General features: G+C 59.8%; 24 protein-coding genes. 11 read left to right on the top strand and 13 right to left on the bottom strand.

The window, feature by feature from the left end:
- Nucleotides 1–31: 31 nt before the first annotated feature.
- Nucleotides 32–1093 (bottom strand): DUF475 domain-containing protein, encoded by a 1062-nt coding sequence (locus ABNT42_RS11620; RefSeq protein WP_348697096.1) that lies wholly within the window; start codon nucleotides 1091–1093, stop codon nucleotides 32–34.
- A gap of 116 nt (nucleotides 1094–1209) precedes the next feature.
- Between ABNT42_RS11620 and ABNT42_RS11615 the strand changes: the two genes are divergently transcribed.
- From ABNT42_RS11615 to ABNT42_RS11600, 4 genes are all read left to right on the top strand, one after another.
- Nucleotides 1210–1638, top strand: coding sequence for a divergent PAP2 family protein (locus tag ABNT42_RS11615; RefSeq protein ID WP_348697095.1), 429 nt, complete (start codon nucleotides 1210–1212; stop codon nucleotides 1636–1638).
- A 289-nt stretch (nucleotides 1639–1927) separates the two neighbouring features.
- A complete protein-coding gene (locus ABNT42_RS11610) occupies nucleotides 1928–3124 on the top strand; it encodes an efflux RND transporter periplasmic adaptor subunit (protein ID WP_348697093.1) in 1197 nt (398 codons plus the stop codon).
- 13 nt (nucleotides 3125–3137) lie between these two features.
- Complete coding sequence (locus ABNT42_RS11605; protein ID WP_348697091.1) at nucleotides 3138–6365, top strand: efflux RND transporter permease subunit; 3228 nt, start codon at nucleotides 3138–3140, stop codon at nucleotides 6363–6365.
- 415 nt (nucleotides 6366–6780) lie between these two features.
- Nucleotides 6781–8202 carry an OmpP1/FadL family transporter gene (locus ABNT42_RS11600; protein ID WP_348697089.1) on the top strand — a complete coding sequence of 474 codons (1422 nt, stop codon included), beginning with the start codon at nucleotides 6781–6783 and terminating at the stop codon, nucleotides 8200–8202.
- Nucleotides 8203–8266: 64 nt separating this feature from the next.
- Here the strand turns inward: ABNT42_RS11600 and ABNT42_RS11595 are convergent, their stop codons facing one another.
- The 3 genes from ABNT42_RS11595 to ABNT42_RS11585 form a co-directional block, all read right to left on the bottom strand.
- A complete protein-coding gene (locus ABNT42_RS11595; RefSeq protein ID WP_348697088.1) occupies nucleotides 8267–8527 on the bottom strand; it encodes a hypothetical protein in 261 nt (86 codons plus the stop codon).
- 58 nt (nucleotides 8528–8585) lie between these two features.
- Nucleotides 8586–9986: a cation:dicarboxylase symporter family transporter gene (locus tag ABNT42_RS11590; RefSeq protein WP_348697086.1), complete on the bottom strand. Its 1401-nt coding sequence runs from the start codon at nucleotides 9984–9986 to the stop codon at nucleotides 8586–8588.
- Nucleotides 9987–10080: 94 nt separating this feature from the next.
- On the bottom strand, nucleotides 10081–10257 hold the full coding sequence (locus tag ABNT42_RS11585) for a hypothetical protein (RefSeq protein WP_348697084.1): 177 nt from the start codon (nucleotides 10255–10257) through the stop codon (nucleotides 10081–10083).
- 14 nt (nucleotides 10258–10271) lie between these two features.
- On the opposite strand from ABNT42_RS11585, the gene ABNT42_RS11580 reads away from it, so the two are divergent.
- Together ABNT42_RS11580 and ABNT42_RS11575 are read left to right on the top strand one after the other, a co-directional pair.
- The gene (locus tag ABNT42_RS11580; RefSeq protein ID WP_348697082.1) at nucleotides 10272–11888 is read left to right on the top strand and encodes a methyl-accepting chemotaxis protein; all 1617 of its coding nucleotides are present in this window, start codon (nucleotides 10272–10274) and stop codon (nucleotides 11886–11888) included.
- Between the two features lie 60 nt (nucleotides 11889–11948).
- Nucleotides 11949–12425 (top strand): hypothetical protein, encoded by a 477-nt coding sequence (locus tag ABNT42_RS11575; protein ID WP_348697080.1) that lies wholly within the window; start codon nucleotides 11949–11951, stop codon nucleotides 12423–12425.
- 6 nt (nucleotides 12426–12431) lie between these two features.
- Here the strand turns inward: ABNT42_RS11575 and ABNT42_RS11570 are convergent, their stop codons facing one another.
- Nucleotides 12432–13028 carry a YigZ family protein gene (locus tag ABNT42_RS11570; protein WP_348697078.1) on the bottom strand — a complete coding sequence of 199 codons (597 nt, stop codon included), beginning with the start codon at nucleotides 13026–13028 and terminating at the stop codon, nucleotides 12432–12434.
- A 93-nt stretch (nucleotides 13029–13121) separates the two neighbouring features.
- On the bottom strand, nucleotides 13122–13430 hold the full coding sequence (locus ABNT42_RS11565) for an NINE protein (RefSeq protein ID WP_348697076.1): 309 nt from the start codon (nucleotides 13428–13430) through the stop codon (nucleotides 13122–13124).
- Between the two features lie 193 nt (nucleotides 13431–13623).
- On the opposite strand from ABNT42_RS11565, the gene ABNT42_RS11560 reads away from it, so the two are divergent.
- The gene (locus ABNT42_RS11560; protein ID WP_348697075.1) at nucleotides 13624–15606 is read left to right on the top strand and encodes a helicase-related protein; all 1983 of its coding nucleotides are present in this window, start codon (nucleotides 13624–13626) and stop codon (nucleotides 15604–15606) included.
- 211 nt (nucleotides 15607–15817) lie between these two features.
- Nucleotides 15818–16885 carry an acyltransferase gene (locus tag ABNT42_RS11555; protein WP_348697073.1) on the top strand — a complete coding sequence of 356 codons (1068 nt, stop codon included), beginning with the start codon at nucleotides 15818–15820 and terminating at the stop codon, nucleotides 16883–16885.
- Between the two features lie 45 nt (nucleotides 16886–16930).
- Here ABNT42_RS11555 and ABNT42_RS11550 read toward each other — a convergent pair whose 3' ends face one another.
- The 5 genes from ABNT42_RS11550 to ABNT42_RS11530 form a co-directional block, all read right to left on the bottom strand.
- Nucleotides 16931–17587, bottom strand: a complete 657-nt coding sequence (locus tag ABNT42_RS11550; protein WP_348697071.1) for a VOC family protein — start codon at nucleotides 17585–17587, stop codon at nucleotides 16931–16933.
- Between the two features lie 15 nt (nucleotides 17588–17602).
- A complete protein-coding gene (locus ABNT42_RS11545; RefSeq protein WP_348697069.1) occupies nucleotides 17603–17863 on the bottom strand; it encodes a hypothetical protein in 261 nt (86 codons plus the stop codon).
- Nucleotides 17864–18004: 141 nt separating this feature from the next.
- Nucleotides 18005–18427: a TerB family tellurite resistance protein gene (locus ABNT42_RS11540; protein ID WP_348697067.1), complete on the bottom strand. Its 423-nt coding sequence runs from the start codon at nucleotides 18425–18427 to the stop codon at nucleotides 18005–18007.
- 28 nt (nucleotides 18428–18455) lie between these two features.
- A complete protein-coding gene (locus ABNT42_RS11535) occupies nucleotides 18456–19412 on the bottom strand; it encodes a TerC family protein (protein ID WP_348697065.1) in 957 nt (318 codons plus the stop codon).
- Nucleotides 19413–19440: 28 nt separating this feature from the next.
- Nucleotides 19441–19806: an HPF/RaiA family ribosome-associated protein gene (locus ABNT42_RS11530; RefSeq protein ID WP_348697064.1), complete on the bottom strand. Its 366-nt coding sequence runs from the start codon at nucleotides 19804–19806 to the stop codon at nucleotides 19441–19443.
- Between the two features lie 115 nt (nucleotides 19807–19921).
- Between ABNT42_RS11530 and nhaR the strand changes: the two genes are divergently transcribed.
- The 3 genes from nhaR (at nucleotide 19922) to pelA (ending at nucleotide 23633) form a co-directional block, all read left to right on the top strand.
- Complete coding sequence (nhaR, locus tag ABNT42_RS11525; RefSeq protein ID WP_348697063.1) at nucleotides 19922–20821, top strand: transcriptional activator NhaR; 900 nt, start codon at nucleotides 19922–19924, stop codon at nucleotides 20819–20821.
- Nucleotides 20822–21009: 188 nt separating this feature from the next.
- The gene (locus ABNT42_RS11520) at nucleotides 21010–22344 is read left to right on the top strand and encodes an MFS transporter (protein WP_348697061.1); all 1335 of its coding nucleotides are present in this window, start codon (nucleotides 21010–21012) and stop codon (nucleotides 22342–22344) included.
- A gap of 38 nt (nucleotides 22345–22382) precedes the next feature.
- Nucleotides 22383–23633 carry a pectate lyase gene (pelA, locus tag ABNT42_RS11515; protein ID WP_348697059.1) on the top strand — a complete coding sequence of 417 codons (1251 nt, stop codon included), beginning with the start codon at nucleotides 22383–22385 and terminating at the stop codon, nucleotides 23631–23633.
- Nucleotides 23634–23663: 30 nt separating this feature from the next.
- Here the strand turns inward: pelA and ABNT42_RS11510 are convergent, their stop codons facing one another.
- Together ABNT42_RS11510 and ABNT42_RS11505 are read right to left on the bottom strand one after the other, a co-directional pair.
- Entirely contained in the window at nucleotides 23664–24170 is a 507-nt protein-coding gene (locus tag ABNT42_RS11510; protein WP_348697058.1) for a hypothetical protein, read from the bottom strand.
- A 337-nt stretch (nucleotides 24171–24507) separates the two neighbouring features.
- Nucleotides 24508–26184, bottom strand: coding sequence for a LeoA/HP0731 family dynamin-like GTPase (locus ABNT42_RS11505; RefSeq protein ID WP_348697057.1), 1677 nt, complete (start codon nucleotides 26182–26184; stop codon nucleotides 24508–24510).
- Between the last annotated feature and the right edge of the window lies 1 nt (nucleotide 26185).

The following is a 26185-nucleotide window of genomic DNA, read 5'->3' as shown; positions in this document are numbered from 1 at the left end:
TTTTAATCTTTCTGCAATATTTTAAATTCTATCATGCGGCCAGACGCTGCTTGTAGCGTACCGATGACCACAGCGAGACGGCAATGAAGGCGACGCCGGAAAGGCCGGTGAACCATTCGGGGATGTGGTATTCCACGCTGGCCAGCATGATCAGGGCCAGTATGCCGATGGCGTAATGGGCGCCGTGCTCGAGGTAGACATATTCGTCCAGCGTGCCTCTGTGCACCAGATAGACGGTCAGCGAACGCACGAACATGGCACCGATGGCCAGCCCCAGCATGATGATCACGACATCGCTGGTGATGGCGAACGCACCGATCACGCCATCGAAACTGAACGAGGCGTCCAGCACTTCCAGATACAGGAAACCGCCGAAGCTGCCGCGCGCGATAGTGCCGGCCATGGCGCCTACGCCTGCTTCGGTGGTGTCGTCGTCGTCCTCGGCGGGTTCGGCTTCTTCCAGCAGGCCGCTCAGCCAGCCTACGGCCAGATACACCAGCACGCCCAGTACACCAGCCGAGAGCACTGTGTATTTTTCTGCCGCCGGTACTAGACTGACGCAGGCGAACACAGCGGCCAGCGTGAGCAGCACGGCCAGTGCTTCGGTACCATGCTGGCCCAGTTTTTCTTCCGCCCAGCCCAGCCAGTGCAATTCCTTTTCTTCGTCAAACAGGAAATTCAGGAACACCAGCAGCAGGAAAGCGCCGCCGAAAGCCGCCACCTGTGCATGGGCACCCGTCAGGTAGCGCGCATATTCGTCCGGTGTGGTGCTGGCCATGTGCCAGACGTCGAGCAGCCCCAGTCCCGTGGCCAGCGATACGATCAGTAGGGGGAACAGCAGGCGCATGCCGAACACGGCCACCAGTATGCCCACGGTGAGGAAGAGTTTCTGCCAGAACGCGTTCCAGTGGCGCAGCACGCCGGCATTCACGACGGCATTGTCGAACGAGAGCGAAACTTCCATCACGCCCAGTACGGTGGCGATCCAGACGGCCTGCAATAATCCGGCGCTACCGCCGTGTGTATAACCCCAGTAGGCGGCTACGCCCAGCAGGACGGCGGTGACGAAGAAAGAGAAGCGGAAGGCTTGCATAGTCAGTTTTGTGGAATTGTTAAGTGTGACAGTGCTTATATTACCTGCTTCCGGGTAAGGGAAGCCATCTGCGATAATGCATGCAACTAACTGCTAACCATGCTAAGGATTTTTTTATGGATATCGCGTATCTGGTGACACCGCTGCTGACCTGGGTGACGGTAGGGCCGATCAAATTTCTGATTAATAGCGCCAAAGCGCGCAAATGGGCCTTCAATCTGGTTGGCAACGGCGGTTTTCCCAGCAATCACAGTGCCGTGGTGTCCAGCATGGCCACCCTGATCGCTCTGCGCGAGGGCATAGGCCATCCCGCTTTCGGTGTGGCGGTGACGCTGTGCTTCATCGTGATTATCGATGCTAACAGCTTGCGCCAGCACGTCGGCAAGCAGGCTGCCGCGATCAACCGGCTGGCCGACGAGACGGGCTCTAAAGCGCACCACTGGCTGCGCGAGCGCATGGGCCATACGCTGGTCGAGATTGCCGGCGGCCTGTGTACTGGTATTGCCATGGGGCACCTGATCCACGCCCTGTTTGGCCGCGGCTAAGCTGCCATAGCGCCACGCCGCCAGACTGCCGGACGGGGGCTAGCCCCGCTGTCCGGCGCTGCGGTCGAGGTCCGCTTGCGGACCGTTTTATCTTCACTGGCTTGCAATCTGCTCGCCTCCGGACATCCCGGTTATTTGCAGTCCATCCTGTTATTTCGCAGTTCAGCCCCCGTTTTTTCCCTCCAGTCGCAGCTGCGTTGACCATTTCCCAACACTAGCCGATACTCTGCGCCCTGTAGTCTGGCTCAATTATATTCAGCACCTCGGTGCCAATTTCCGGAGATCTTTTATGTTGCGCAAATCTTTAATCGCTCTCGCCGTTGCCTCGGCACTGGTAGCGTGCGGCAAATCCTCGCAAGAGCCAGAAAAAGCCAGCGCCAGTGCTTCCGCCAGCGCTAGCGCCGCGAAAGATGGCAAAACGGCTGGCAAGGATGGCAAGCAGGAGCCCGTTGTCACCCTGCAGATGGCGCCGGAAGACACGGTGACGGTGGAATCGAACGCGCTGGCCTCTGGTCCGGTGATTACCGGTTCGATCGAGCCGGAACGCCGTGCCGACCTGCGTGCCGAAGTTAGCGCCGTGGTAGTTCAAGTACTCAAGGAAAATGGCGAAGCCGTGCGCAAGGGCGATGTGCTGGTGCGCCTCGATGAAACGGCGATCCGCGACAGCGTGAATTCGGCCGATGAAGCCACCCGCGCTGCCGAGCAGACGCTGGCGCAGGCGCAGCGCATGTTCGAGCGCCAGACCACGCTGCGCAGTTCGGGCATGGTATCGACGCAGGCGCTGGAAGACGCGGAAATCCGCCGCAACAATGCCCAGAGCGATCTGGCGGCGGCCAAATCGCGTAGCGTGTCGGCCCGCCAGCAGCTGACCCGCACGCTGGTGCGCGCACCGTTTGACGGCATCGTGAGCGACCGCAAGGTGTCGAACGGCGATACGGCGCAGATCGGCAAGGAACTGATCAAGGTGATCGATCCGCACAGCATGCGTTTCGAAGGCAAGGTGTCGGCCGACAAGATCGGCGTGGTCAAAGTGGGCCAGCCCGTGCTGTTCCGCGTGAATGGCTATCAGGGCCAGAGCTTTAACGGCAAGATCAAGCGGGTGGATCCGGCGGCCAGTTCCGTCACCCGTCAGGTCGAAGTGCTGGTGGAGTTTGCCGATGCGACCCAGCCTGGCGTGGCCGGTCTGTACGCGGAAGGCCGGATCGAAGCGCAGACTTCTTCGGCGCTGATGATTCCGCCGTCGGCGCTGGTGCAGACGGGCGATACCGCCTACGTCTGGCGCGTCAAAGGCGGCACCCTGTCGAAAGTGAATCTGACGGTGGGCGCGCGCGACGAGCGTAGTGGCCGCTGGCAGGTACTCAGTGGTCTGAACAATGGCGATATGGTGGTGCGGGTGCCGGGTTCCGGCTTCAAGGAAGGCCAGAAAGTGGAACTGAGCACGCCTAAGGCGGTCGCTTCCGCTTCCTCCACCGTGGCAGAAAAATAAAGGATAGACAGCCATGTTTTTATCGGATTTCAGTATTAAACGGCCCATCGCGACGATCGTTCTGATCGTGGCGATGATGTGCCTCGGTTTGATGGCGCTGAAAAAGCTGCGCGTCAACCAGAACCCCGATGTGGAAGTACCGTTCATCGTGGTCAATATTCCCTACCCGGGCGCGTCGCCAGAAACGGTGGAACGCGAGATCGTCAACCGGCTGGAAAAGTCGCTGCAATCGATCACGGGCGTGACGGAAATTAACAGTACGGCGCAGGAAAGCTCGGCGTCCATCTTCATCCGTTTCACCTTCTCGAAGAACCTGATCGAAGCCTCGGACGAGATCCGCAACGCCATCGCTTCGGTGCGCTACAAGCTGCCGACCGAGATGCGCGAGCCGATACTGCAGCGTATCGATCCCTCGGCCCAGCCGGTGATGCAGCTGGCGCTGTCGTCCAAGTCGCAGAGCCATGCGGTGATTTCGCGCTTGGCCGAAGACAAGCTGGCCGACCGCTTCCGCGCTATCGATGGGGTGGCGTCGGTGAATATCGACGGTGCCCTGCGCCGTGAGCTGAGTGTGCTGCTGAAGGCCGAGAAACTGCGTGAATACAATGTTTCGGTAGGTGAAGTGGTGAATGCGCTGCGCAACCAGAACACCAATGCGCCAGTCGGCAAGGTGCGTGGCGAACTGGGCGAGCAGTCTATCCGTCTGGTAGGCCGGATCGAGCGTCCGGAAGAGTTCCAGCAGGTGGTGGTGAAACGTAACAACGGCGAACTGGTGCGCCTGTCGCAGGTAGCCACCATCGAAGACGGCTTTGCTGAAATCAATAGTCTGAGCGTGCGTTCCGGTAAGCCGAATGTGGGGATTTCCATCACCCGTTCGCGCGATGCGTCCACCGTGACGGTGGCCAAGAAGATCCGCGAAGTGGTCGAGGAAATGCGCAAGGAACTGCCGCAAGGCACGGTGCTGGAAGTGACGGAAGACGACGGTGAAAATGCCGAGAACAGCCTGAACAATGTGATCGAATCGCTGGTGTTCGGTGCCGGTCTGACCATCTTTGTGGTGTATGCCTTCCTGAACTCGTGGCGCTCCACCCTGATTACGGCACTCAGCCTGCCAACGTCTGTGCTGGCTGCCTTCATCGGCGTGTGGCTGTGCGGCTTTACGCTGAACTTCATGACCCTGCTGGGCCTGTCGCTGGCGATCGGTGTGCTGATCGACGATGCCATCGTGGTGCGGGAAAACATCGTGCGCCACATGCAACTGGGCGCCGACCGTCGCACGGCAGCGCTGAAAGGCACGGCCGAAATCGGTATGGCCGTGGCAGCAACGACCTTCTCCATCATGGCCGTATTCATTCCCGTGGCCTTCATGCCCGGCATTACGGGTGAGTGGTTCCGTCCGTTCGCACTGACGGTGACCTGCTCGGTGGCCGTGTCGCTGCTGATTTCGTTCACGCTCGATCCTATGCTGTCGGCCTTCTGGGGCGATCCGCCGGATCATCACACGGCACCACGCAAAGGCTTCGAGAAAGTGCTGGCCCGCTTTAACCACTGGTTCGACCATCAGGCTGACCGTTACGGTAACGTGATCGCGTGGGCGCTGCACCACCGCCGTTCCATGGCTGTGATTGCCGTGGCGACGTTTGTGGCGGCGATCGGTCTGCAGGTCAAGTTCGGTGGCGCCAGCTTCGTGCCGTCGTCGGACTGGGGCACGATCGCGATCGATGTGCGTACACCGTCGTCGAGCTCGCTGGAGTATTCGCGTCTGAAGCTGGAAAAGGCTGCCGTGATTGCCCGCAGCATCAAGGAAACCAAGGAAACCAATAGCTATGTGAATCTGGGCGGCGGCCGCATCTATGTGGATATCGGCAAGAAGACCGAGCGCAAGCGCGGTGCGCTGGAGGTTGCCAAGGAGTTGCGCGAGAAGCTGGCCGGTCTGGTGGGCGCCGAGTACACCGTGCTCGACGACCTCAGCAACGGTGCGCGCAAGCCGGTGCAGATCGAATTCACGGGTGCCGATTCGCGCAAGCTGATGGAGATCACCAATATCTTCATGGACAAGCTGCGCAAAGTGCCGGGCGCGGTCGATGTGGGCCTGTCCGAACAGGATCCTAAAGACGAGCTGCAGATCGAATTGAACCGTGGTCTGGCTAATTCCATGGGCATCGCGGCCGGTGATGCTGCGCAGGCGCTGCGGGTAGCGTTTGCCGGTATCGAAGTGGGCGACTGGGTCGATCCGACGGGCGAGTCGCGCGATGTGGCCGTACGTCTGGCACCGGAAGACCGGACCAGCTCGGAAAACATCGAACGTCTGCCGATCGCCGTATCCGGTACTAACCAGATGGTGCCGCTCGATCAGATCGCTCGCGTTACCATGGGCAAAGGCCCGTCCACCATCAAGCACAAGGATGGCAAACGGGTGATTTCGGTCAGCGCCAACGTGCAGGGCCGTTCGCCCGGTGAAGTGACGGCGGACGCCATGAAACTGGTGAAAGATATCGACTTCCCGCCCGGCTATGGTCTGGCACTGGGCGGTGCCGGCAAGGACATGAACGAAGTGTTCGGTGCCATGGCGATTGCGCTGGTGGCTGGTATCGGTCTGATGTACCTGATTCTGGTGATGCAGTTCGGCTCGTTCACGGCGCCGCTGGCGGTGATGCTGTCGCTGCCGCTGTCGCTGATCGGTGTGGTGCTGGGCCTGCTGGCGACGAATAGCACGATTAACCTGATGAGTCTGATCGGCGTGATCATGCTGATGGGGCTGGTGGCGAAGAATGCGATTCTGCTGCTCGATGCGGCCCGCAAACGCGAGGAAGAAGGCTTTGGCCGCGAAGATGCGCTGATGTACGCTGGCCGTATGCGTCTGCGTCCGATTCTGATGACCACCTTCGCGCTGATTGCCGGTATGTTCCCGGTAGCACTGGGGCTGGGCGAGGGCGGCGAGTTCTACCGTCCGATGGCGATTGCCATCATCGGCGGCACGATTACCTCGACGCTGCTGACCCTGCTGATGGTGCCGACCTTCTACGACAGCATCGAAATCAGCAAAGACCGCGCGGTGGCCAAGTTCCAGCGCCGTGTGGTGCGCTGGACGGCGGCACCGGCCTTCCTGATGACGCTGGTAGAGGCCGTGCTGACGCTGCTGTTCGTACGTGCCATATTCCGCGGCGTGCTGGCGCTGGTGGCCAAAGTTACGGGCCGCAAAGGCAGCGGTCTGCCCGGCGCGCCTCTGCCGGACGCGCACTGATCGCCATGCAGACGCGCGCTTGCAAGCGCGTCTGCATCAAGTCGTGGCGGTTATGCCGGGACGCTAAAAAGGGCGGGAAATGCGATAGTTGGTTTCATTTGTGTCAACTATCGCCGCCCACGGTGTCGGGATGGCGCTGGCAGCCAGCCTGGCATCAATGACGCTGACTTGCTGCGAGCTGTTGCATCTAAGTTGTTGTTTCAGAAGAATTTGTTAAGGGCCGTCGTGGCCCTTTTTTTACGTCTTTGTACAGAGCATTCGCTCGGTTTCAAGGTTTTCTTTAGTGTGTGCACTCTAAGGTCTTGCCTTTTGGTTTGTTTTATATGTGTAGTATGCTGCTGGCCTCTCTGCACCTTTTGCGATGCTGAGACCAGAAGAACCCGGCGCACCGCGCCCTACATAAAGTGAGACCATCATGCAACACAAAACCCTTTCCCTGATGATTGCTGTCGCCCTCGGCGCCATGTCGGTCGGCGCGCAAGCGTCGGGCTACCGTTTCGGTTCGCAAAGCGTGGCGGCCCAAGGCACGGCCGAAGCCAATGGCGCCGAAGCCAATGACGCTACCACCATCTTCGCCAACCCGGCCGGTCTGTCGCGTCTGGATGGCATGCAGATGAGCGTAGGCGCAACCGTGGTGGTGCCGCACTCGACCTTCACCGACGCCGGTTCGACCCGTTTCACCGGCCAGTCCACCGGCGGTACCGCCGCAGATGACTATGTGCCGACTGCTGTGATGGCACCATCGTTTTACCTGAGCAAGAAGCTGAATGATCAGTGGAGCGTGGGTCTGGGTTCCTTCGTGCCATATGGTACGAAAATCACCTACGGCAACACCTGGACTGGCCGTTACGCGCTGACCGATGTGAAACTGCAAGCGCTGACGCTGAACCCATCGGCGTCGTTCAAACTGAATGAACAGCACGCCTTCGGCTTCGGTATCGATGCCGAGTTCATGAAAGCGGAACTGGGTCAGGCAGTGGACGTGCCGGGCTCGATCGCTGCACTGTCGACCGGTGCTGCCGCAGCACAGGGCGCCGCACTGGCCAAGCAGATCGCTGCACTGGGCGGCAATCCTGCGCTGTTGCGCACGGCTGGCGATGCACACGGTTCCAACGATGGTAAAGACTGGGGCTGGGGCTTCAATCTGGGTTACCTGTTCACGCTGGACCAGAACACCCGCTTCGGTCTGTCCTATCGTTCGTCGATTGTGCACAAACTGCGCGGCAGCACCATCTGGGACTTCTCCAAAGTCACCGCCGATCCCGTCGTGAATGGCGTGCTGTCGGCCGCTTCGCACAAAGTCAATTCGGCTGCGCTGGTGGAACTGCGTACGCCGGAAACCCTGTCGGCCAACGTCTTCCACCAGTTCGATTCCAAACTGGCCGGTATGGCTGACATCACCTTCGTGCGCCACAACCGTCTGGGCGATCTGGACATCCAGTTCCCGGGCACTACCGAAGGCGCGGAAGTGATCCGTCAGCAATGGAAAAACACCATCCGTGTTTCGCTGGGCGGCAACTACGCTTACAACGAAAAGCTGACCCTGCGCGCCGGTGTGGCGTATGACGAATCGCCAGTCAAGAGCGCAGAGCTGACCCATCCGGCGCTGCCAGACAGCACCCGCATCCAGTACTCGTTCGGTGCTAACTGGAAGGTGGCGAACAATGCTTCCATCGATCTGGCCTACAGCTACCTGAACTTCAAGGATGCCAGCATCAACTACACCAACAAGTGCAACCCGCTGATGACCACCTGCACCGGCAATGGCGAGACCACCCGTGGTACTTACCAGACCCATCTGCAACTGATCGGCCTGTCGTACAACTACAAGTTCTAAGCTAGTCCTGAGCAGCGAAAAGGGCCCTCGGGCCCTTTTTTTTCGTCCGCGGAAAGCGACCAGCCTACTGGCGGGTGGTGGGGGGCGGCACGCTGGCTGGTGGCGTCTGGGTAGGATTGTTGGCTGGATTACTGGCCGGATTGGTGCCAGCCGGTGGCAGCGTGTCCGGCGTAGCGGCTGGTGTGGCCGGAGCCGGACTGGCGGGTTCAGGCGCGGTGGTGGGGGTGGGCGGCTGGTCGACCGGACGTTTGTTGCAGGCGGCTAGCGCAGCGACAGACAGGATGGCGATTAGCAGCAGGTGGGGTGTGCGAGGGAAGGTGGTCATAACGGTTCCTTTCAGTAAGAAGAACTCGTTAGACCACCTGATTGCTAGCGGGTTCCGTTCAGGCAGCCGTCTGGTCCTGATCGACGGGCAGGTCGGCGTCGCTGTTGAAGACTTGCTGATCGGTTTCACCGAGGATACGGCTGGTCAGCGTGCCGGCTGTGACGGAACCGCTGACGTTGAGCGCGGTGCGCCCCATGTCGATCAGCGGTTCGATGGAGATCAACAGGCCAGCCAGTGCCACCGGCAGGTTCATGGTGGAGAGCACGATCAGGGCGGCGAAAGTGGCACCGCCCCCCACGCCGGCAATGCCGACCGAACCGATGGTGATGATGGCCAGCAGGGGGGCGATAAAGCTGAGGGTGTAGGGATCGATGCCGACGGTGGGGGCGATCATCACGGCCAGCATGGCGGGATAGATGCCGGCGCAGCCGTTCTGGCCTATGGTGGCGCCGAACGAGGCAGCAAAATTGGCGATGCCTTCCGGCGTGCCGAGACGCAGCGTCTGGGTCTGTACACTCATGGGTATGGCGCCGGCGCTGCTGCGCGAGGTGAAGGCGAAGGTCAGTAGCGGCAGTACTTTCTTTACGTAGCGCAGGGGATTCAGGCCGCAGGCGGCCACCAGAGCCAGATGCACGCCGAACATCAGCAGAATGGCGCTGTAGGAGGCCAGTACGAAATCGATCAGGTGCAGGATGTCGGTGTAGCTGGAAGTGGACACCACTTGCGCCATCAGGGCGAACACGCCATATGGCGTGAGGCGCAGTACCATGCGTACCAGCTTCATGACCAGCGCGTGGGCCACTTGAATGAAGTGTTCGAAGCTGGCGTACAGCGCCGGCTTTTCGGCGTGGATGCCGGTAGCCGCCACGCCGATGAAGACCGAAAACACCACCACGGCGATGGTGGAGGTCTTGCGTGCACCCGTCATGTCGAGGAAGGGATTGGCAGGAATGAAGCTCAGCAGCATGCTGGGCAGGGAAATCGCCTGGGCCGCTTCGACTTTGCCTTGTAGATAGACGCCGCGCGCGATGTCGGCTGCCGAGGCCGTGAGACCCACTGCCGTCAGGCTGAACAACTTGGCCATCAGTATGCCGAGACCGGCGGCCACCAGCGTGGTGGCCATCAGCGTGCCGATAGTCAGTGCGCTGATCTTGCCCAGTGCATCGATGCCTTTTAGTTTGAGGATGGCGCCTATGATGGACACCATGATCAGTGGCACGATGACCATCTGCAGCAGTTTCACATAGCCGCTACCGACAATGTCGAGATAGTTGCCAGTAGTAATCAGGTCGGCATGGCTGGCGCCGTAGATGGCTTGCAGTGCAGCCCCCAGCAGCACGCCCAGCCCCATGCCGGTGAATACGCGCACCGAAAAGGACGAGGTATGGCGTTGCTGCACATACAGCAGTAGCAGCAGCGCGCTGGCCGCCAGCAGATTGAAAAGCAGGTTGAGGGTCATAGGTATGGGCTTCGCTAGTCAGGCTGGTTGCTTATTTGTTGCTTATAGCAGATTGATATTTCATTAAAAATGCTGGGAGGCATTGTAGCGTCTCCTATCCGACAGCAGCGCGGCAAACTGAGGCTTTGAGCGCGATTTTTTCGCTATATTCATATACAAACCCCGCCGGATCGGCTAACTTCGTAACTAAAAGTTTTTCTGTGGAAATTGTTACGGCTGGTCTTAGCGGTTTAACAGGATTTCCACTACTGAATTTTTGGGCTTCTTTCATGGAAGGGCGGTTCTATGTCGATTGATCACATGCGAGTTAGCGCCCGTCTGGGCGCTGGCTTCGGGCTGGTGCTTGCCCTGCTGTTTCTGATAGCGGGATTAGGCTTGTATGGGATGAGCATGATCCATGCCAAGCTGGAAGAAATTCTGCATAGCAATGTCGCCAAGACAGCGCAGGTGCAGGATATGTCGGAAGCCGTGCATACGATCGCGCGCATCAGCAACACCGTGGTGCTGCTGACGGAGGCGGCCGCTATCGACGCGGAACTGGGCAAGCTGCAGCATGCTCGCAGCGCCTATCAGCAGGCCCATGATGCGCTGGACAAGCTCGATGCCGACGCTAACGAGGCTGCACTGCGCAAACAGATCGAGGCTGCTGCCCGGCGTAGCCTGCCACTGACGGATAAAGTGGTGGCGCTGGCGCGTGCCAATCAGGATGCGGAAGCGCTGGAAGTGCTGCTCAAGGAGGCAGCCCCCGCCGTGCAGCACTGGCAGGATGAAATGGATCATTACATCGCACAGCAAAAAAAGAATAATCACGAAGATGCCGAGCATGCCGAGCAGGCCTATGCACGGGCGGAGCAGAGTATGCTGGCGCTGAGTGTGCTGGCCTTGCTGGTGGGCTTGGGCGCAGCCTTGCTGATCAGCCGTTCGCTGCTGCGCCAGCTGGGGGGCGAGCCCGCTTTTGCCGTCAAGGTGGCCAACCGTATCGCCGAGGGAGATCTGACGGTACACATCCGTATCAAACCGGATGACGAGCACAGCATGCTGCATGCGCTGGAAACCATGCGCGCTTCGCTGTACAACATCGTTGCCGAAGTGCGCGGCGGCACGGTGGCGATCGCTGCGGCCACTACCGAAATTGCCCATGGCAATCAGGATCTGTCGAATCGCACAGAAGAGCAGGCGGGGGCGCTGGAGGAAACTGCTTCGGCCATGGAGCAACTGACGGCAGCCGTCCAGCACAATAAGGAGAATGCCCAGCATGGCAACCAGCTGGCCCAGTCGGCATCGAGCGTGGCCCAGCAGGGTGGCTTGGTGGTGAGCCGGGTGGTGGAAACCATGGGCGCCATTAATGAATCGTCGCGCAAGATCGTCGATATCATCAGCGTGATCGACGGGATAGCCTTCCAGACCAATATTCTGGCGTTGAATGCGGCCGTGGAGGCGGCCCGCGCTGGCGAGCAGGGGCGCGGCTTTGCCGTGGTGGCCAGCGAAGTGCGCACGCTGGCGCATCGTTCGGCAGCGGCGGCCAAGGAAATCAAGGAGCTGATCGGCGACTCGGTCGAGCGGGTCGGTACGGGCAGCAAGCTGGTGGAGCAGGCCGGGGTGACGATGACGGAAGTGGTGGCCAGCGTGGAGCGGGTGACCAGCATCATGGGTGAAATTTCCACCGCAGGCGAGCAGCAGAGTGCTGGGATCGAGCAGATTAATCAGGCCGTGTCGGAAATGGATACGGTGACCCAGCAGAATGCCGCGCTGGTAGAGGAAGCTGCGGCGGCAGCCGATGCGCTCAAGCAGCAGGCCGCGCACCTGGAGCAGATGGTCAGTGTGTTCCGGCTCGATCAGCAGGCGGTGCCGAACGCTGTCGCCAGACGGGCGCGGCCAGCGCCGGCACTGGCCGCTGCCTAGGCACGGCGGTCGCTTTCGACGATATAATCGTGGCACCTTCTACACTTTGAAAGTGCTGCAATGAAATCACTGTGGGTTCTGTTATTTGTTTCCGGTGCGGCCATGGCCGACGATGCTGCCATGCAGCGCTGTCGTCAGCTTAGTGATGGACCGGCGCGGCTTAGCTGCTATGACGCGATACCGCTCGCTGCGCCAGCGGGTGCTGCTGCCGGCAGCGTCGCAGTGGCAGCACCGGCTGCCGGCACGCCCTACGTGCCCAGCAAGGCCGATCTTGAGCGGGGTTTCGGCAACGAACATAACAGCCCGGCCGCCAAACTGGAATTCATCGAAACGTCCATCGTTGGCGAGTTCGATGGCTGGGTGCCCAAGCAGCGCATCCGTCTGGCCAATGGTCAGGTGTGGATGATCGTCGATGACAGCCAGGCCAATCTGGATCTGGTCAATCCCAAAGTGCGACTGGAAAAAGGCATGCTGGGTGCGATCTATATGGACATCGAAGGTGCCAGCAGCGCGCCGCGGGTGAAGCGCATCAAGTAAGCAGTGTTACAGGTCCTCGTCCGCCAGCCATTGCAGGCGGCCGTGGCCTGCTTCGTTGAGACGGCTGACCAGTGCTGCTGCCGCCGTGTCGGGCAAATGGAATTCAAACTGTACCTGATCGCTGTGCGTCACTTGCGCCAGCGTGGCGCCAGCCAGTTCGATTTCACGCCGCACCATGCCTTCCATGGCATACGGTGCACAGCAGCGCAGATGCTGCAGCTTGATGATGGCCACTTTTTCAGCCTTCAGCAGGGCCTGTGCCACGCTATCTGTATAGGCCCTCACCAGGCCGCCCGCACCCAGCTTGATCCCGCCGAAATAGCGCACGACAGTAGCCTGCACACCTTCCAGATCCTGATGGCGCAGCACATCGAGCATGGGGCGGCCGGCAGTGCCGCTGGGTTCGCCATCATCGACGGCAGCCGATTGTCCGCCCGCCAGCAGCGCCCAGCATACATGCACGGCACCCGGATGCTGGGCCCATAGATCGGCCACCACTTTCTGCGCGGCGGCGCGGTCGGTCATCGGCTGGACACAGGCAATGAAGCGGCTTTTCTTGATGATCAGCTCGCTGTGGACGGGGGCAGCAATGGAATAAGGCATGAGGACTTCTGGCAGGAAACCGGTGTAAACCGGCTTATGGTGCCAGAAATCCCGTGAAATACAAAGCAGGGGAGAGGCAGGTTCGCCCGTGGATTAGCCGTTTTTGACTTTCAGACCATCGCTATCGGTGAAGTTGCCGAGCACGATGATGATGAAATCGATCAGGGTCCAGATGCCGAAGCCGCCGAATGTGAACAGCATCAGCAGGCCGGTGCCGACCTTGCCTACGTAGAAGCGGTGCACTCCGAACATGCCTAGGAAGAAGCACAGCAAGACGGTAACGATGAAGTCTTTTTCCGAACGTGGGCCAGTATCTTTGCCGAGATGCTGTGGTGCGCCGCAGTGCGGGCAAGACGGTGCTGATTCGTGAATCTCTTTGCCGCAGCCGCGGCAGAATACCATGCCCATAAAATCCTTCCAGATCGGTTATTGTTATGCAGGTGAATCTAGCGTACGCATGCGTGACAGCATAAGTGAGCCAGCCATCACTGGCTAGCGCAAGATTATAGTGGGGCGCTGACTGTGGCTTTCTCACCAACTCTCACCACCTGCTAAAATTCCGCCCCTTCTACAGAATTTGCTGAAAATACCCATCATGTCGACCCATTCCCGTCCATCTGCCGTCGCCGCTGTCGATCCCGAACAACTGGAGGACGATGAGCTGATGCGTCAGCTTGACCTGGGCGCACAGGGTGTGCAGCTGGCGCGGCAGGAGGGCCGCGTGTTCCTGCGCTTTGGCGGAAGTGTGGATTATGCGGGCCGCAGCGTGGCCTACGATCTGGTGCCGGCCTACGGCGTACTGGCCAAATCCTCGAAATGGCGCAAGATGGATGTGGCCACCCGTAGCGCCACGCTGCGCGAGCGCGCCAGCGTCGAAGCGACGGCTGCGCTGCAGGCCGACGTGGCGGCCTTTGTGGTGGAAATTGCCGAAGCCTGCGACGACTGCGATATCGATGCCGCGCCTTTCCTCGATGCGCTGGCCAGCATGCAGTTGGCCGAACCGGCCGGCATCGTGTTCGACCGGCTGCGCCAGCGGCTGGAACATGCGGTCGAACGCGAGATGGAGGAACAGCATGCCGAGCGCACCCGCCAGAGCATCAATCTGGCCGAATATCCGGCCACCTTCGAGGTGGCGCGCCGCATCAAGCGGCGTTTCATTGCCGTGCTGGGGCCTACCAATTCCGGCAAGACCCATATGGCCATCGAAGCGCTGGCCAAGGCGCCTAGCGGCGTGTATCTGGCGCCGCTGCGTCTGCTGGCGCTGGAGAACTACGAACGTCTGCAAGGCATGCAGGCGCGCGGCAAGCCACTGGCCGTGAGTCTGGTAACGGGCGAGGAGCGCCGGCTGGTGCCCGGTGCTACCCATGTGGCCAGCACGGTGGAAATGCTCGATACCCGCACCGAAGTCGATGTGGCGGTGATCGACGAGATCCAGATGCTGGCCGACCGTGAGCGCGGTGCTGCATGGACGGCGGCTGTTTGCGGTGCGCCGGCCCATACCGTGTATCTGGTGGGCGCGCCGGAAGCCCGGCGCGCCATCGAAGCGCTGGCGGCGCGGCTCGAATGCGAGCTGGAAGTGCATGTCCTCAAGCGTAAGGGGCCGCTCAGCATGGAGCCGACGGCCGTGCGCAAGCTGGGCAATCTGCGCCGCGGCGATGCGGTGATCTGCTTCTCGCGCCGTGAAGTGCTGATGTGGCGCGATATGGTGACGGAACTGGGCCTGTCGGTGGCCACCGTGTACGGCAATCTGTCGCCCGAAGTGCGGCGTGCGCAGGCCCAGCGTTTCCGCGAAGGCGCGGCCGATGTGGTGGTGGGCACGGATGCCATCGCCATGGGCCTGAATATGCCCATCGCCCGCATCGTCATGACCACCACGGTGAAGTACAACGGTTACGAGGAAGAAGAAATTCCGGCCGCGCTGGCGCGCCAGATCGCGGGACGGGCAGGGCGCTTCGGTGTGCACGAGGAAGGGCTGGTGGCCGGCTACGACAACGAAACGCATAACGTGATGCGCTCGCTGCTGAAGGAAAAGCCCCAGCCTATCAAGACGAATGGTTTTGCCGTGGCGCCCACGCTGGAACACTTGCACCGGATTTCTTCGGTGACGCAGGAACAGTCGCTGGCCCGTCTGCTCAAGCGCTTCGTGCACAACATCGACGTGCCCGATGGTTTCTTCTATCCGCGCATTACCGAGGAGCAGTTCGAACGGGCCGCGTGGCTCGATACGCTGGATCTCACGGTGGCCGAGAAATTTGCCCTTTCGCTGGTGCCCATCTCCAGCAAAGTGCCGTCGCTGCAGCGTGCGTGGGAGCACTGGGCTACGGCGCTGGCGGCAAAAAAAATTACTCAGCTGAAGGCGGTGCAGATGCCGCTGCACTATATGTCGCTGCAGGAAGTGGAAGATGCCTGCCGGCTGTATTCGGCCTATGCGTGGCTGGCCTACCGCCAGCCCGAGCACTTCCCCGATACGGAGCTGGCGCAGCAATTATCGCGGCAGGCCTCCGAGCGGGTGGATGCGTTACTGCACGAGCAGAACTCGGCTGCCCGCAAGCGGCAGCCCAAGCGCTTCCGTCGTTAAACAATCGCAAGGCCGAAGGGGCCATCAGCCGAATAAAGTCACGTTTTTCATGACTGCCGGGGCCAGCAGTGCGCCACGAGGGGAGAAGGTCGGCTATCATATCGGCCTTTCGTTTTATCCCTTAATTGGGCCGGTAAGTTCGAGGAAGTGAATGACGGTAGTAGCACGGGAAAATTCTGCGGCACATGCATCGACGCCGCCGCAATTTGGTTTGATCAATCTGTTAAAAGCAGGCGCGGCGCAACTGATCGTGCTGCACCATCTGGCCTTTTATGGCCCGATGTCGGATCACGCCCGTATCCTGTGGCCGGAACTGTTCTCCTTCCTGAGCGGGAACGCCCGTATTGCGGTACAGGTTTTCCTCGTGATCAGTGGTTTTCTGGTGGCTAAATCGCTGGCGCCGTCCGGCCATGCCGGTGCCATCGAGCCGCTGTCCGCCATCTGGCGCCGCTATGCCAAGCTGGCGCCGCCGTTCTTTGCTGCCACCCTGTTCGCGGCCGCTGCCACCTACTTTGCCGCCCAGTGGATGAGCCACCATTCGATTTCCGAGCCGGCTACGCTCAGCCAGCTGAGCGCGCATGCGCTGCTGCTGCATAGTGTGCTGGGCTATCCTTCGCTGTCGGCCGGCGCATGGTATGTAGCGATCGACTTCCAGCTGTATAGCTCGGTGGTGCTGGTGCTGTGGCTAGTCGGTCGCAGCACGGGCGCACGCCGTCTGGGCTGGCTGGTGCCTATACTGATGGCGCTGGGCGTAACGCTGTCGCTGCTGCATTTCAACCTCGATACTGACTGGGATGACTGGGCGCCGTATTTCTTCGGCAGCTATGGTCTGGGCCTGCTGGCATGGTGGGGCAGCGATGCGCGCCGCAAGCCGCTGGCCGTGACGCTGCTGGTGCTGATGGCTTTGCTGCCAGCGTTGCTGGCCCTGCTGGTAGATTTCCGTAGCCGCATCGCACTGGCCCTGCTGGTGGCGATGTTGTTGATGGTAGGTGGCCGCATCAAGGTGCCCGCACGCGGCGCGTTCTGGACCGCCATCCATGGCATGGGCAAGATTTCCTATGCCGTATTCCTGATTCACTTCCCCGTCTGCCTGCTGGTGAACGCCGCCTTCACCCGCTTTGCGCCGGCCGAACCGCTGCCGCAAGCGCTGGGCATGCTGGCGGCATGGATGCTGAGCCTGATGGCGGGCGCCGTGTTCCACCGCTGGGTGGAATTGCCGCTGGGCCGCCTGATGGAAGCTACCGGCGCTCAGCTGGGTGCCCGCTCGGCAACTGCCTAATCACGCTTCCGGCAGTGCCGGAGTCTGCACGTTCGATACGCTAGTCTAGAGACGCAGCAGGAGCGGCAGGGCAGGGCGCAGATCGATGCTGCGGCCCTGCACGCCATAATCGAAGCATAGTTCCAGCAGATGGCTGCTGCCGCGCTGCAGCGTGATGCCTGCGCTGGCGCTGGCTATCTGTGCGGCGCTTGACCAGTTGCACGCGGTCGGGATGGTGAGCGTCACGGCGGTGATGGCGCGCACGCCCAGTGTATGCTGTAGTGGCTGGCGTCGTGCCAGCGGCGCTTGTGCTGGTGCTACAGCCTGCGTCAGAAAGAACCACATGGGTTCGTGCAAAGGCGTATCGCTGGCGATATCGACCTGCATGCCGGCCGGCAGATAGCCGGGGCAGTAGGCCCAGCTGGGAAACGGCGCAGTGCCAGTGGCCTCCGTTGGCCGGAAGCAGAAACCGAACGGCGATGCCGACTGTGCAGGATCGAGCCGCTGCGCTAGCTGGGTAGGGCGGGTGGTGGCATTGGCCACTTCGGCCGGATCGGCGATCCACAGCAGTTCCAGAAACGCGTTGTGGAAAAAGAAGCGGCGGTTGGCCGTGCCTTGCCCCGCGTGCTGGTTGGGGCTGCCTTCAGTCAGCCCCAGTTCCAGCAACAGTGCCGCTTCCGGTGCGCCCGCAGGCGTGCGCAGAAAGATATGATCGAGCTGCATGGGGCCGACGCGGTATCAGGCAGCGAGCGCTTTCTTCAGCAGGGTGGTGATGACGGTGCCGACGTCGCTGCCCTGTTCTTTGGCCAGCGCGTGCAGCTGGGCCACCAGTTCCCCATTGAGTTTGGTGGCAAACGGTACCAGTCCGGCAGCCTGATCGAGGCGGCGCTGTTCGCGCTTGTCGATGGTGACGACGGCCTTGCCGAACTCCGTACCGGGAACGGTCATTTTATTCATCAGTTTCTTGGCGTCGTATTTGGCCAGATCGGTTTTTCTCATGGGGTGCTTTCATGTGCCTGTGTGGATGCCGATGGCTGGGTTGCCCGCATCGGTCAGGCGGCATTCTAGCATTTTGCCCGCGCACGCCGCCCTTACAGGCGTAGTGCGCGGGCGGTTCAGGCGATAGTCCTGGGTGGCAGTTTAGTCGAGCGCGAGGCTGGTTGCTTCTTCCTTGACGAAACGCGACTCGGCCGACCAGACGGCGCAGGCGCGCGCCAGCAGCTTGGCTTCGGCGTCAGCCAGTACGCCATCGGCATCGGCGATGCTCCACATGGCGCGCAGCAGTTCGCGGCGCAGCTCGGGATCGTGGATCTCGCCCAGTAGCGCATCGATGGTGGTTTCATCGAGCACCACATGCTCGTGCTTGACGGAAGTGCTGAGCATATCGTGGCACAGGTCACTGACGAGGTCATGGAAGGTATCGATGTCGATATCGATGTATTCGAGCAAACGCGAACGTTGCAGCGCGCGTAGCTCGGCGGGGGCGAGGTTGCCATCCACCACCATGCTCAGGGCCAGAATACGGCCAGCCGCGCTGGCGCTATCGGTTTCGTAATGTCGCATTGCAGTTCTCCTAGAAAATTCGGTAAGGTCAGTTTTTACGGGTGACATACAGGCTGGCAATCACGCTGCTGGCGATCAGCACAGCCACGACAGACAGCGAGACGTGCACGGGAATATGCAGCCATGGCAGTAGCAGCATCTTCAGGCCGATGAAGCACAGCACCAGTGCCAGTCCGTACTTGAGCAGGTGGAAGCGCTCGGCGATATCGGCCAGCAGGAAGTACAGCGCCCGCAAGCCCAGGATCGCGAACATGTTCGAAGTGAACACGATGAACGGATCCGACGTGATGGCAAAGATGGCCGGAATCGAATCGACTGCAAACACCAGATCCGTTGCTTCGATCAGGATCAGCACCAGCAGCAAGGGCGTGACATAGCGTTTGCCGTCTTTCCAGATGACGAATTTCTCGCCATGCTCGCCTTCTGCCACGGGCAGGTGGCGCCGTGCAAACCTCAGCACGGGGTTGTTGCGCACATCAGGCTGGTGATCGACGGCCTTCAACATCTTCACGCCCGTGTACAGCAGGAAAGCGCCGAACAGGTACAGCACCCAGCTGAACTCGCTCACCACCCATGCACCGGCCAGTATCATGATGGCGCGCATGATGATGGCGCCCAGCACACCGTAGATCAGCACACGGCGCTGGTATTCGGGCTTGACCTGGAAGGCCGAGAAGATCAGCAGGAAGATGAAGATATTATCGACCGACAGGGCTTTCTCGATCAGGTAGCCAGACAGGAACTCGAGCGACTTCTGCTCGGCGATTTCGGCGCCCACGCTGCCCTGCAGATACCACCACAGGCCGCCATTGAAGGCCAGCGCGAGGCCGAACCAGACCAGCGACCAGGCACCGGCTTCGCGCGCCGTTACCTTGTGCGACTTGTTGCCGCCGAATACCCACAGGTCGACCGCCAGCATCAGCAGCACGAAGGCGACGAAGCCCGCCCACATGGTGGCGCTGCCGATATGTTCCGTTCCAGTCATGGCTTATTTCCTTTTCTTGTTGTGCAGGTCAGCGCGGGTCAGCGTCGCCGGTTTCCGGCTCGGGCGCTGCCAGCGAGTTCACTTTGTCATGCGAGTAGGCACGGTTCTTGGCCATCTGGCGCACCAGTGCGCGGTCGGCCCGTTCGGCGGCGAGGTCGATGGCGGCGTACAGATCTTCTTCGGTATCTTCGATGATGATGGTCTTGCCATGGTCGAGGCTGATCTGGATCTTGCAGCGCTTGTCGCGCCCGCCACGGGGACCGTTAATGTCCGACAGCCACACGGCCAGCCGGCGCGTCAGTGCCCAGCCCAGTGCCGTCTGCAGGCGGCGGTGCACATAGGCACGCAGGCTTTCGGTGAGAACCAGACCGTTGGATTGAATCGCGATGTTCATGATCGTTGCCTTTCGTGGTTGATGACATAACCTATGATAGGGACGGACAATCATTCGTACAATTCGAATATACTTTCTTAAATGCTCGAAAAAATCGATGAATGAAGGAGGGGGCATGGCCACGCTCAATTACAAACATCTGCGCTATTTCTGGACGGTGGCGCGCTGCGGCAGTATCGCCAAGGCGGCCGAGCAACTGCACCTGACGCCGCAATCAATTTCGGGGCAGCTCAGCGAGTTTGCCGATACGCTAGGGGTGGAGTTGTTCCGCAAGGTGGGGCGGCGGCTGGAAGTCACGGAGACAGGTAACCGCGTGCTGCGCCATGCGGATGAGATCTTCAGTGCCGGCGACGCTTTGCTGGAACTGGTACGCGATCAGACGGCGGCACAGGTGACGACCTTCCGTATCGGTGTGTCCGACTCCGTCTCGAAGGCCGTGGCCTGCCGACTGGTGGCGCCGGCACTGTCGCTGGCCGCACCCACCCGGCTGATCTGCCGCGAAGGCCGGCTGGCCGCGCTGCTGGCCGATATGGCGGTGCATAAGCTCGATTTGATTATTGCCGACCGTATCATGCCCAGCCATCTGAGTGTGCGCGGCTATAACCACTTGCTAGGCGAAAGCGAACTAGGCGTGTTTGCCGCGCCGCAGTTGCGTGAGCGCTTGCACGGTGACTTTCCTGCTTGCCTGAATCACGCGCCGCTATTGCTGCCCGGCGAAGACTTTGCGATCCGGGCGCGGCTGATGCAGTGGCTGCACGAGCAGGTACCGTACTTGCAGGTGATCGGCGAGTTTGACGATAGCGCCATGCTGAAAGCCTTTGGTCAGGCTGGCGCGGGCGTGTTCTTTGCGCCGGCGGCGATTGCCGCTGCCATCTGCGCCCAGTATGGCGTGCAGCTGATCGGTACGATACCCGCGCTACGCGAGCAGGTCTACGCCATCACCACGGAGCGCCGCATCAGCCATCCGGCCACGCAGGCGATCCGGTTAGCCGCGCTGGAAACGCTGTCAGCCTGAGTTTGCTTAGATTGCATGGTTGTCATACAACATGCTGTTGGAGGTTTTAAATTAACCTATTGATTTTCAAAGGCATTGGGATATTTTTGTAAATCTCCACAAGAATTATAAGTCTTTTTTATATATGTTGTAGGATGTCGTACCTCTGCGTTATTATCGTCTTCTATACAAAATAAGGAGACCCACGCATGACGACGCTGCAAAACAAGCCTACCAGGGTGCGCTGGCTGATACTGGCGATATTGTTCGCGGTTACTACGATCAATTACGCCGATCGCGCCACCATCGCGATTGCCGGCCCCGAGCTTAAACGGGTGCTCGGCCTGTCGCCAGTTGAAATGGGCTTCGTGTTTTCTGCATTTGCGTGGTCGTATGTGCTGGCGCAATTGCCGGGCGGCTGGTTGCTCGACCGCTTTGGCACCAAGATGACGTATTTCTTTAGTATTTTTCTGTGGTCACTGTTGACCGTGCTGATGGGAACCGTCGGCCTAGTCGCGGGGGCGACAGCACTGGCGCTGCTATTTGGCTTGCGGCTGGCCATCGGGGCGGCAGAAGCGCCTTCGTTTCCGGGCAATAGTCGGCTTGCCTCGGCCTGGTTTCCAACCAACGAGCGCGGTACGGCGGCAGCCATTTTCAATTCCGCGCAGTATTTTGCGACGGTATTGTTTGGGCCGATTATGGGCTGGCTGGTGCACAGCTTTGGCTGGGAGAGTGTGTTTTATGTGATGGGAGGCCTGGGTATCGCCATCTCGTTTGTCTGGCTTAAAACTGTGTACGGACCGAAGGAGCACCCGCTGGTCAATCAGAGCGAACTGGCGTATATCGAAGCGGGTGGCGCACTGACAGATCTGGAGAGTAAAAATCGGGCGGCCACCAGCGGCACGATTCGTACGGCGTCGGCGATACGCCAGTTGCTGGCCAGCCGGATGTTACTCGGGGTGTATATAGGTCAGTATTGCATTAACACGCTCACGTATTTCTTCCTGACGTGGTTCCCCGTATATCTGGTGAGCGAGCGTCACATGACCATCCTCAAGGCTGGCTTTGTGGCGGCGTTGCCTGCCGTGGCTGGCTTCCTTGGTGGGGTGTTAGGCGGGCTTATTTCTGACCGCCTGATCAAGCGGGGCTACAGCCTATCCAAGGCACGTAAAATTCCTATCGTGGGTGGCATGTTGCTGGCGATGACTATGATCGTTTGCAATTACGTGGCGGCCGATTGGCTGGTGGTGTTGGTCATGTCGCTGGCGTTCTTCGGTAAAGGTGTCGGGGCCTTGGGCTGGGCCGTGGTGGCCGACACTTCGCCCAAGGATGCGGGCGGCTTGAGCGGGGCATTGTTCAATACCTTTGGTAATACGGCTGGGATTACCACGCCCATTGTGATCGGCTATATTTTGCAGCAAAGCGGATCCTTCGCCGGCGCCTTGGTGTTTGTCGGCGCGAATGCGGCCGTGGCGATCCTGTGCTACACCCTGATGGTGGGTGAAATTAAGCGTTTCGAATTCAAGAGCCCGGTGCACGGCTAACGATAGGCGCCCGCAACCGTACCGTAAAGTGGACACTTATGCTTAAACACAGCCTGTTGTGCGCCGTTCTGATGGCGGCCTTGCCGGCCTACGCGGCACTGGTCGGCCATACGGTTCCTGCCCGCGCCCTCACTGATGCTGAGCTGGCGGGTAAAGCTGACTGGCAAGCTTATCTGGCGCGCTCGCGTGCGCTGATGCTTGCCGATCAAGCTGCGCTACGTGCCGAGCGTCCGCAGGGCCAGCTTGTGGCTGCGGTAGCGGCTCCCGGCAGCAATCGAAGCATGCCGCTTGATCGCGCCGCTGCATGGTATGCCACGCCCGCTGCGCGTCACGTGGCCGATGTCATCGTCAGCTTCCAGACGCCGGCCGGCGGCTGGTCCAAGAACATGCGTCGCGATGGGGCGCTGCGCCAGCCGGGACAACCCTACGTGGCGGGCCACGCTCTAGCGGCCGGGGAGCCGCCGTCGTGGGACTGGGTAGGCACCTTCGATAACGGTGCGACGACTACCGAAATGCGATTCCTCGCACGGGTGGCGAGCCAGGCTGCCGGTGCCGAAGGCGATGCCTATCGCGCCAGTTTCATCCGTGGCCTCAACTATATTCTAAGCGCCCAGTATCCGAATGGCGGCTGGCCGCAAGTCTACCCGCTGCGCGGCGGCTATCATGACGCCGTCACCTTCAATGACGACGCCATGGTCGAGATCATCCGATTGCTGGCGGACCTTGGCCGCGGTGACGGCGACTATGCTTTTATTCCGCCTGCGCAGCGGGCAGCGGCTGCCAACGCCGAGCAGCGGGCCTTGAGTTGTATTCTGGCGGCGCAAGTCCGGGTCGGTGGCCGTCTCACCGCCTGGGGGCAGCAGCATGAAGCGGTCTCGCTGGCACTTGCGGGCGCGCGCAATTACGAGCCGGCAGCCTTGTCTACCGCTGAGAGCGCCAGCCTGCTGGTGTATCTGATGCATATCCCGCAGCCGGCCACCGAGGTGCGCAGCGCCGTTGAGGCGGGCATACAGTGGCTGCGCGACAGTGCTATTGCCGACCGGGTCTGGCAACACACGGCGCAGGGCAATAGTTTGCTGGTTCATCAAGGCGCGCCTCTACTGTGGTCGCGTTATGTCGATATAGACAGCGGTAAGCCCGTCTTCGGCGATCGTGACCGGACCCTGCACGATGATGTGATGGCGATCTCGCCGGAACGCCGCAACGGCTATGCCTGGTATGGCAACTCCAGCCAAAAAGCCCTGAACGCTTATGCCAAGTGGGCATATCGTAGTCGCGCAAGCGACTAGAGAGTGAGCAGAATGCCGCAGGCCCCGCGCTTATGACGTAGCTATGTCGGAATGACGTGAGATACCCCGTACACCATCTGGCTGCGGCTTGCCATCAATCCGGAAGTGCCTGAAGAATTGGAACTTTCGACTCAGGCCGCTGGGATCGGAAAGGACAGGAATGCAAAATTCCCGTTTGGCGAGCAGCACCATGCGCCAGACGGCGCCACCGAAGAAGCGAAACGTAAGCGTATTCGGTGGCTGCAGGCTTAGCTTGGTGAACCTGCCGGTGGAATACATCGCGCCGAGCACTGCCGCATCGACCAATGCCATTTTGGCGTCGAACATATAAATCCGCAGCATGTCTTCGAAGGGAATGTCATCGGTGAGGAAGGCGATGCGATAGCCTTGCCATTCCAACGCCGCTTCCATTACTGCTCCGGTCACAATCAGCCTAGTGGGCTTGCCGTCCATCAGTAGTTCGGAAGTCACCAGCCCTGTTTCCGAGTAAGGCGATGCCGGCCGTGCCGCGAATTCTGAGGTCGAAAGTAGTTTCACGAGCTTGCTTTACCATATAAAGCCAGCGCCAAAGGCTGCTAGCGCGCCCCCGACAAACGCACCAATTGTCACACATACCGAAGCGCCGGGGCCACACGCTAAACCCGCGAGTGCGCCAGCTGCAATGCTTCCGCCGAATCCCGCGGTGGTGGTGACTAGTTCTCGTTTGAACGCAGTGGATTTGTTCCGAGTGATGAGAACGTTGTACGTCGATAGCGCCAATGACAGCAAAATGATGCTATTGCCCACATATGAGACTTATGCGCTTTACTGTATCGCGCAACAAAACCGGATGCCTTACCGATTGCCTGTAAGGCATCCACGTGGTGCAGATGAATTATCCAGCTTGTGCAACCAGTTTAAGCAGGTCTTCGCATTCGGCACGCAAAGTGCCGACCTGGCGCACGATTTCGTTGTTGGTGCCCAGTTCTTGTTCGTGTGCCCTCTTCATTTCGGACAAGATTTGTTCAACCTGCCCATAGATATCGTTCATTGCGGCCGAGGCCGATTTTTTCATGTCGAGGCTGATCGATTCGGCTACATTGTCAAAATGGTTGAGCAGATCTCGCTTCGACTCTCTGATTTTGGCCTCGTTGTTCGCTTCCTCCACCTCGGATGCTACGTCGGATGCGAGAGAAAGTAGACTCAAGGCCACTCCGATGTAGGGAACTGCATTGCTTAGATTCTTGGCCCAGTTTGCAGCTTGCCACGGCCTGAATTTAAAACCAACCCATTTCCCAACGGTCCGAATTCCGGTAGCTAGTCCCGATTTGCTTGCCTGGGCAGCACTGATCAAACCTTTGTTTGCGCTAATGCCCAAGGTATCGGCAATACGGCTAAACATTGCCACCTTCTGCTTGAGCCGATCAGCGACATCGCTTGGTACTGCGGTTACCTTGTCGGGCGGCGCCATATTGTGAAGGAAGTCTTCCATCAGTGGACTTTCGAATTCCTTGCCGACTTCTTCACGTAGTTGCTCGACCGCGTTCTGGATTTCCTTCTCTAGATATTCCGAGCTTTTCTGGCACAGATTCTGTATTTTGATTTGGGATAGATCCAGTTCTGCCTCCAGTTGCTGGTTGATGCCAATATCCTTCGCAAAGCCCGCACCCATTTTGTGGATACTGTGTGCGAGGTTGGCGATCTCGCCATCAACCTTACTGCTCAGGGCGCGCCGCTGACGAGTCACCATCCCCGTGAGCTTCTTCAGTAGAAAGGCTTCCTGGCTGTCGCGGCCCTCGTCTCGGGTACTGGCTTCGGTCACGTCATCCAGGCTAGACAGGATAATGCGCAGTGGTGTATCTAAGCGCGCCATAGCGCCTTTGCTAGCGATGAATTCGTTGAGAAGGTCGTTTAATAAGTCAAAGCGGCTGAGCGCGGCAAGTTCAGCGTCCCCTTCATCTTCGCCATCAAGTTGATCCCGCGCATCGCAAAACGCCAGCGGAAATTGGGTGACATCCTGCGGCGCTAGCGATTCCTTCAGCGAGACAGTGTAGTGCCGGATACGAGTCTCGACATCGCCGGCCTCAGCCGACATCTTGTTGACTAGTAATAGCATCTTAGACTGGTAATTACGCTCGAATGCCAGTTCCTTGAAATTGGCGAGTGTGGTTGTATCGAAGAGACTATAGGTCAGGCAGTAGACGAGCAAGTCAGCCTTGGCGATAGCTTCGTAAGTCCGGGCATCATGATCCTTGCGTTCGGTCCAGAGGCCTGGCGTATCGATCAACTTGACGCCATTCCATTCGTATTCGTTGCACTTATCTGTGGCAATATCCGCTGAAATGGCCAGATCCCGGCGGCCGGTAAGAGCTGAGATCAATGAACTCTTGCCAGCACTGTACTCACCGACGAAAGCAATAGTCAGGAAGCCGCGTTGACGGAACTCCTGCAGTTCCTCTTGGAGTTTTGCGGCAATGGCGGTCTCGCGCAATGCGGGTACCGTCAGTAGTTCGTTCAAGCGCTTGATGACGTTCTCAAGGCGTTCGCCATATATTGCTGCTGTGATGGTCATG

It is taken from the genome of Duganella fentianensis, from assembly GCF_964031615.1.
Classification (GTDB): Bacteria; Pseudomonadota; Gammaproteobacteria; order Burkholderiales; family Burkholderiaceae_D; genus Rugamonas; species Rugamonas fentianensis_A.
The sequence above is the reverse complement of the archived record's forward strand: the minus strand, read 5'-3'. Positions and strand labels throughout refer to the sequence as shown.

Excerpts from the sequence above, each read along its gene's own strand:
- ABNT42_RS11620 (WP_348697096.1), bottom strand. The coding sequence starts at position 1,093 with ATGCAAGCCTTCCGCTTCTCTTTCTTCGTCACCGCCGTCCTGCTGGGC.
- ABNT42_RS11615 (WP_348697095.1), top strand. The coding sequence starts at position 1,210 with ATGGATATCGCGTATCTGGTGACACCGCTGCTGACCTGGGTGACGGTA.
- ABNT42_RS11610 (WP_348697093.1), top strand. The coding sequence starts at position 1,928 with ATGTTGCGCAAATCTTTAATCGCTCTCGCCGTTGCCTCGGCACTGGTA.
- ABNT42_RS11605 (WP_348697091.1), top strand. The coding sequence starts at position 3,138 with ATGTTTTTATCGGATTTCAGTATTAAACGGCCCATCGCGACGATCGTT.
- ABNT42_RS11600 (WP_348697089.1), top strand. The coding sequence starts at position 6,781 with ATGCAACACAAAACCCTTTCCCTGATGATTGCTGTCGCCCTCGGCGCC.
- ABNT42_RS11595 (WP_348697088.1), bottom strand. The coding sequence starts at position 8,527 with ATGACCACCTTCCCTCGCACACCCCACCTGCTGCTAATCGCCATCCTG.
- ABNT42_RS11590 (WP_348697086.1), bottom strand. The coding sequence starts at position 9,986 with ATGACCCTCAACCTGCTTTTCAATCTGCTGGCGGCCAGCGCGCTGCTG.
- ABNT42_RS11585 (WP_348697084.1), bottom strand. The coding sequence starts at position 10,257 with ATGAAAGAAGCCCAAAAATTCAGTAGTGGAAATCCTGTTAAACCGCTA.
- ABNT42_RS11580 (WP_348697082.1), top strand. The coding sequence starts at position 10,272 with ATGTCGATTGATCACATGCGAGTTAGCGCCCGTCTGGGCGCTGGCTTC.
- ABNT42_RS11575 (WP_348697080.1), top strand. The coding sequence starts at position 11,949 with ATGAAATCACTGTGGGTTCTGTTATTTGTTTCCGGTGCGGCCATGGCC.
- ABNT42_RS11570 (WP_348697078.1), bottom strand. The coding sequence starts at position 13,028 with ATGCCTTATTCCATTGCTGCCCCCGTCCACAGCGAGCTGATCATCAAG.
- ABNT42_RS11565 (WP_348697076.1), bottom strand. The coding sequence starts at position 13,430 with ATGGTATTCTGCCGCGGCTGCGGCAAAGAGATTCACGAATCAGCACCG.
- ABNT42_RS11560 (WP_348697075.1), top strand. The coding sequence starts at position 13,624 with ATGTCGACCCATTCCCGTCCATCTGCCGTCGCCGCTGTCGATCCCGAA.
- ABNT42_RS11550 (WP_348697071.1), bottom strand. The coding sequence starts at position 17,587 with ATGCAGCTCGATCATATCTTTCTGCGCACGCCTGCGGGCGCACCGGAA.
- ABNT42_RS11545 (WP_348697069.1), bottom strand. The coding sequence starts at position 17,863 with ATGAGAAAAACCGATCTGGCCAAATACGACGCCAAGAAACTGATGAAT.
- ABNT42_RS11540 (WP_348697067.1), bottom strand. The coding sequence starts at position 18,427 with ATGCGACATTACGAAACCGATAGCGCCAGCGCGGCTGGCCGTATTCTG.
- ABNT42_RS11535 (WP_348697065.1), bottom strand. The coding sequence starts at position 19,412 with ATGACTGGAACGGAACATATCGGCAGCGCCACCATGTGGGCGGGCTTC.
- ABNT42_RS11530 (WP_348697064.1), bottom strand. The coding sequence starts at position 19,806 with ATGAACATCGCGATTCAATCCAACGGTCTGGTTCTCACCGAAAGCCTG.
- nhaR (WP_348697063.1), top strand. The coding sequence starts at position 19,922 with ATGGCCACGCTCAATTACAAACATCTGCGCTATTTCTGGACGGTGGCG.
- ABNT42_RS11520 (WP_348697061.1), top strand. The coding sequence starts at position 21,010 with ATGACGACGCTGCAAAACAAGCCTACCAGGGTGCGCTGGCTGATACTG.
- pelA (WP_348697059.1), top strand. The coding sequence starts at position 22,383 with ATGCTTAAACACAGCCTGTTGTGCGCCGTTCTGATGGCGGCCTTGCCG.
- ABNT42_RS11505 (WP_348697057.1), bottom strand. The coding sequence starts at position 26,184 with ATGACCATCACAGCAGCAATATATGGCGAACGCCTTGAGAACGTCATC.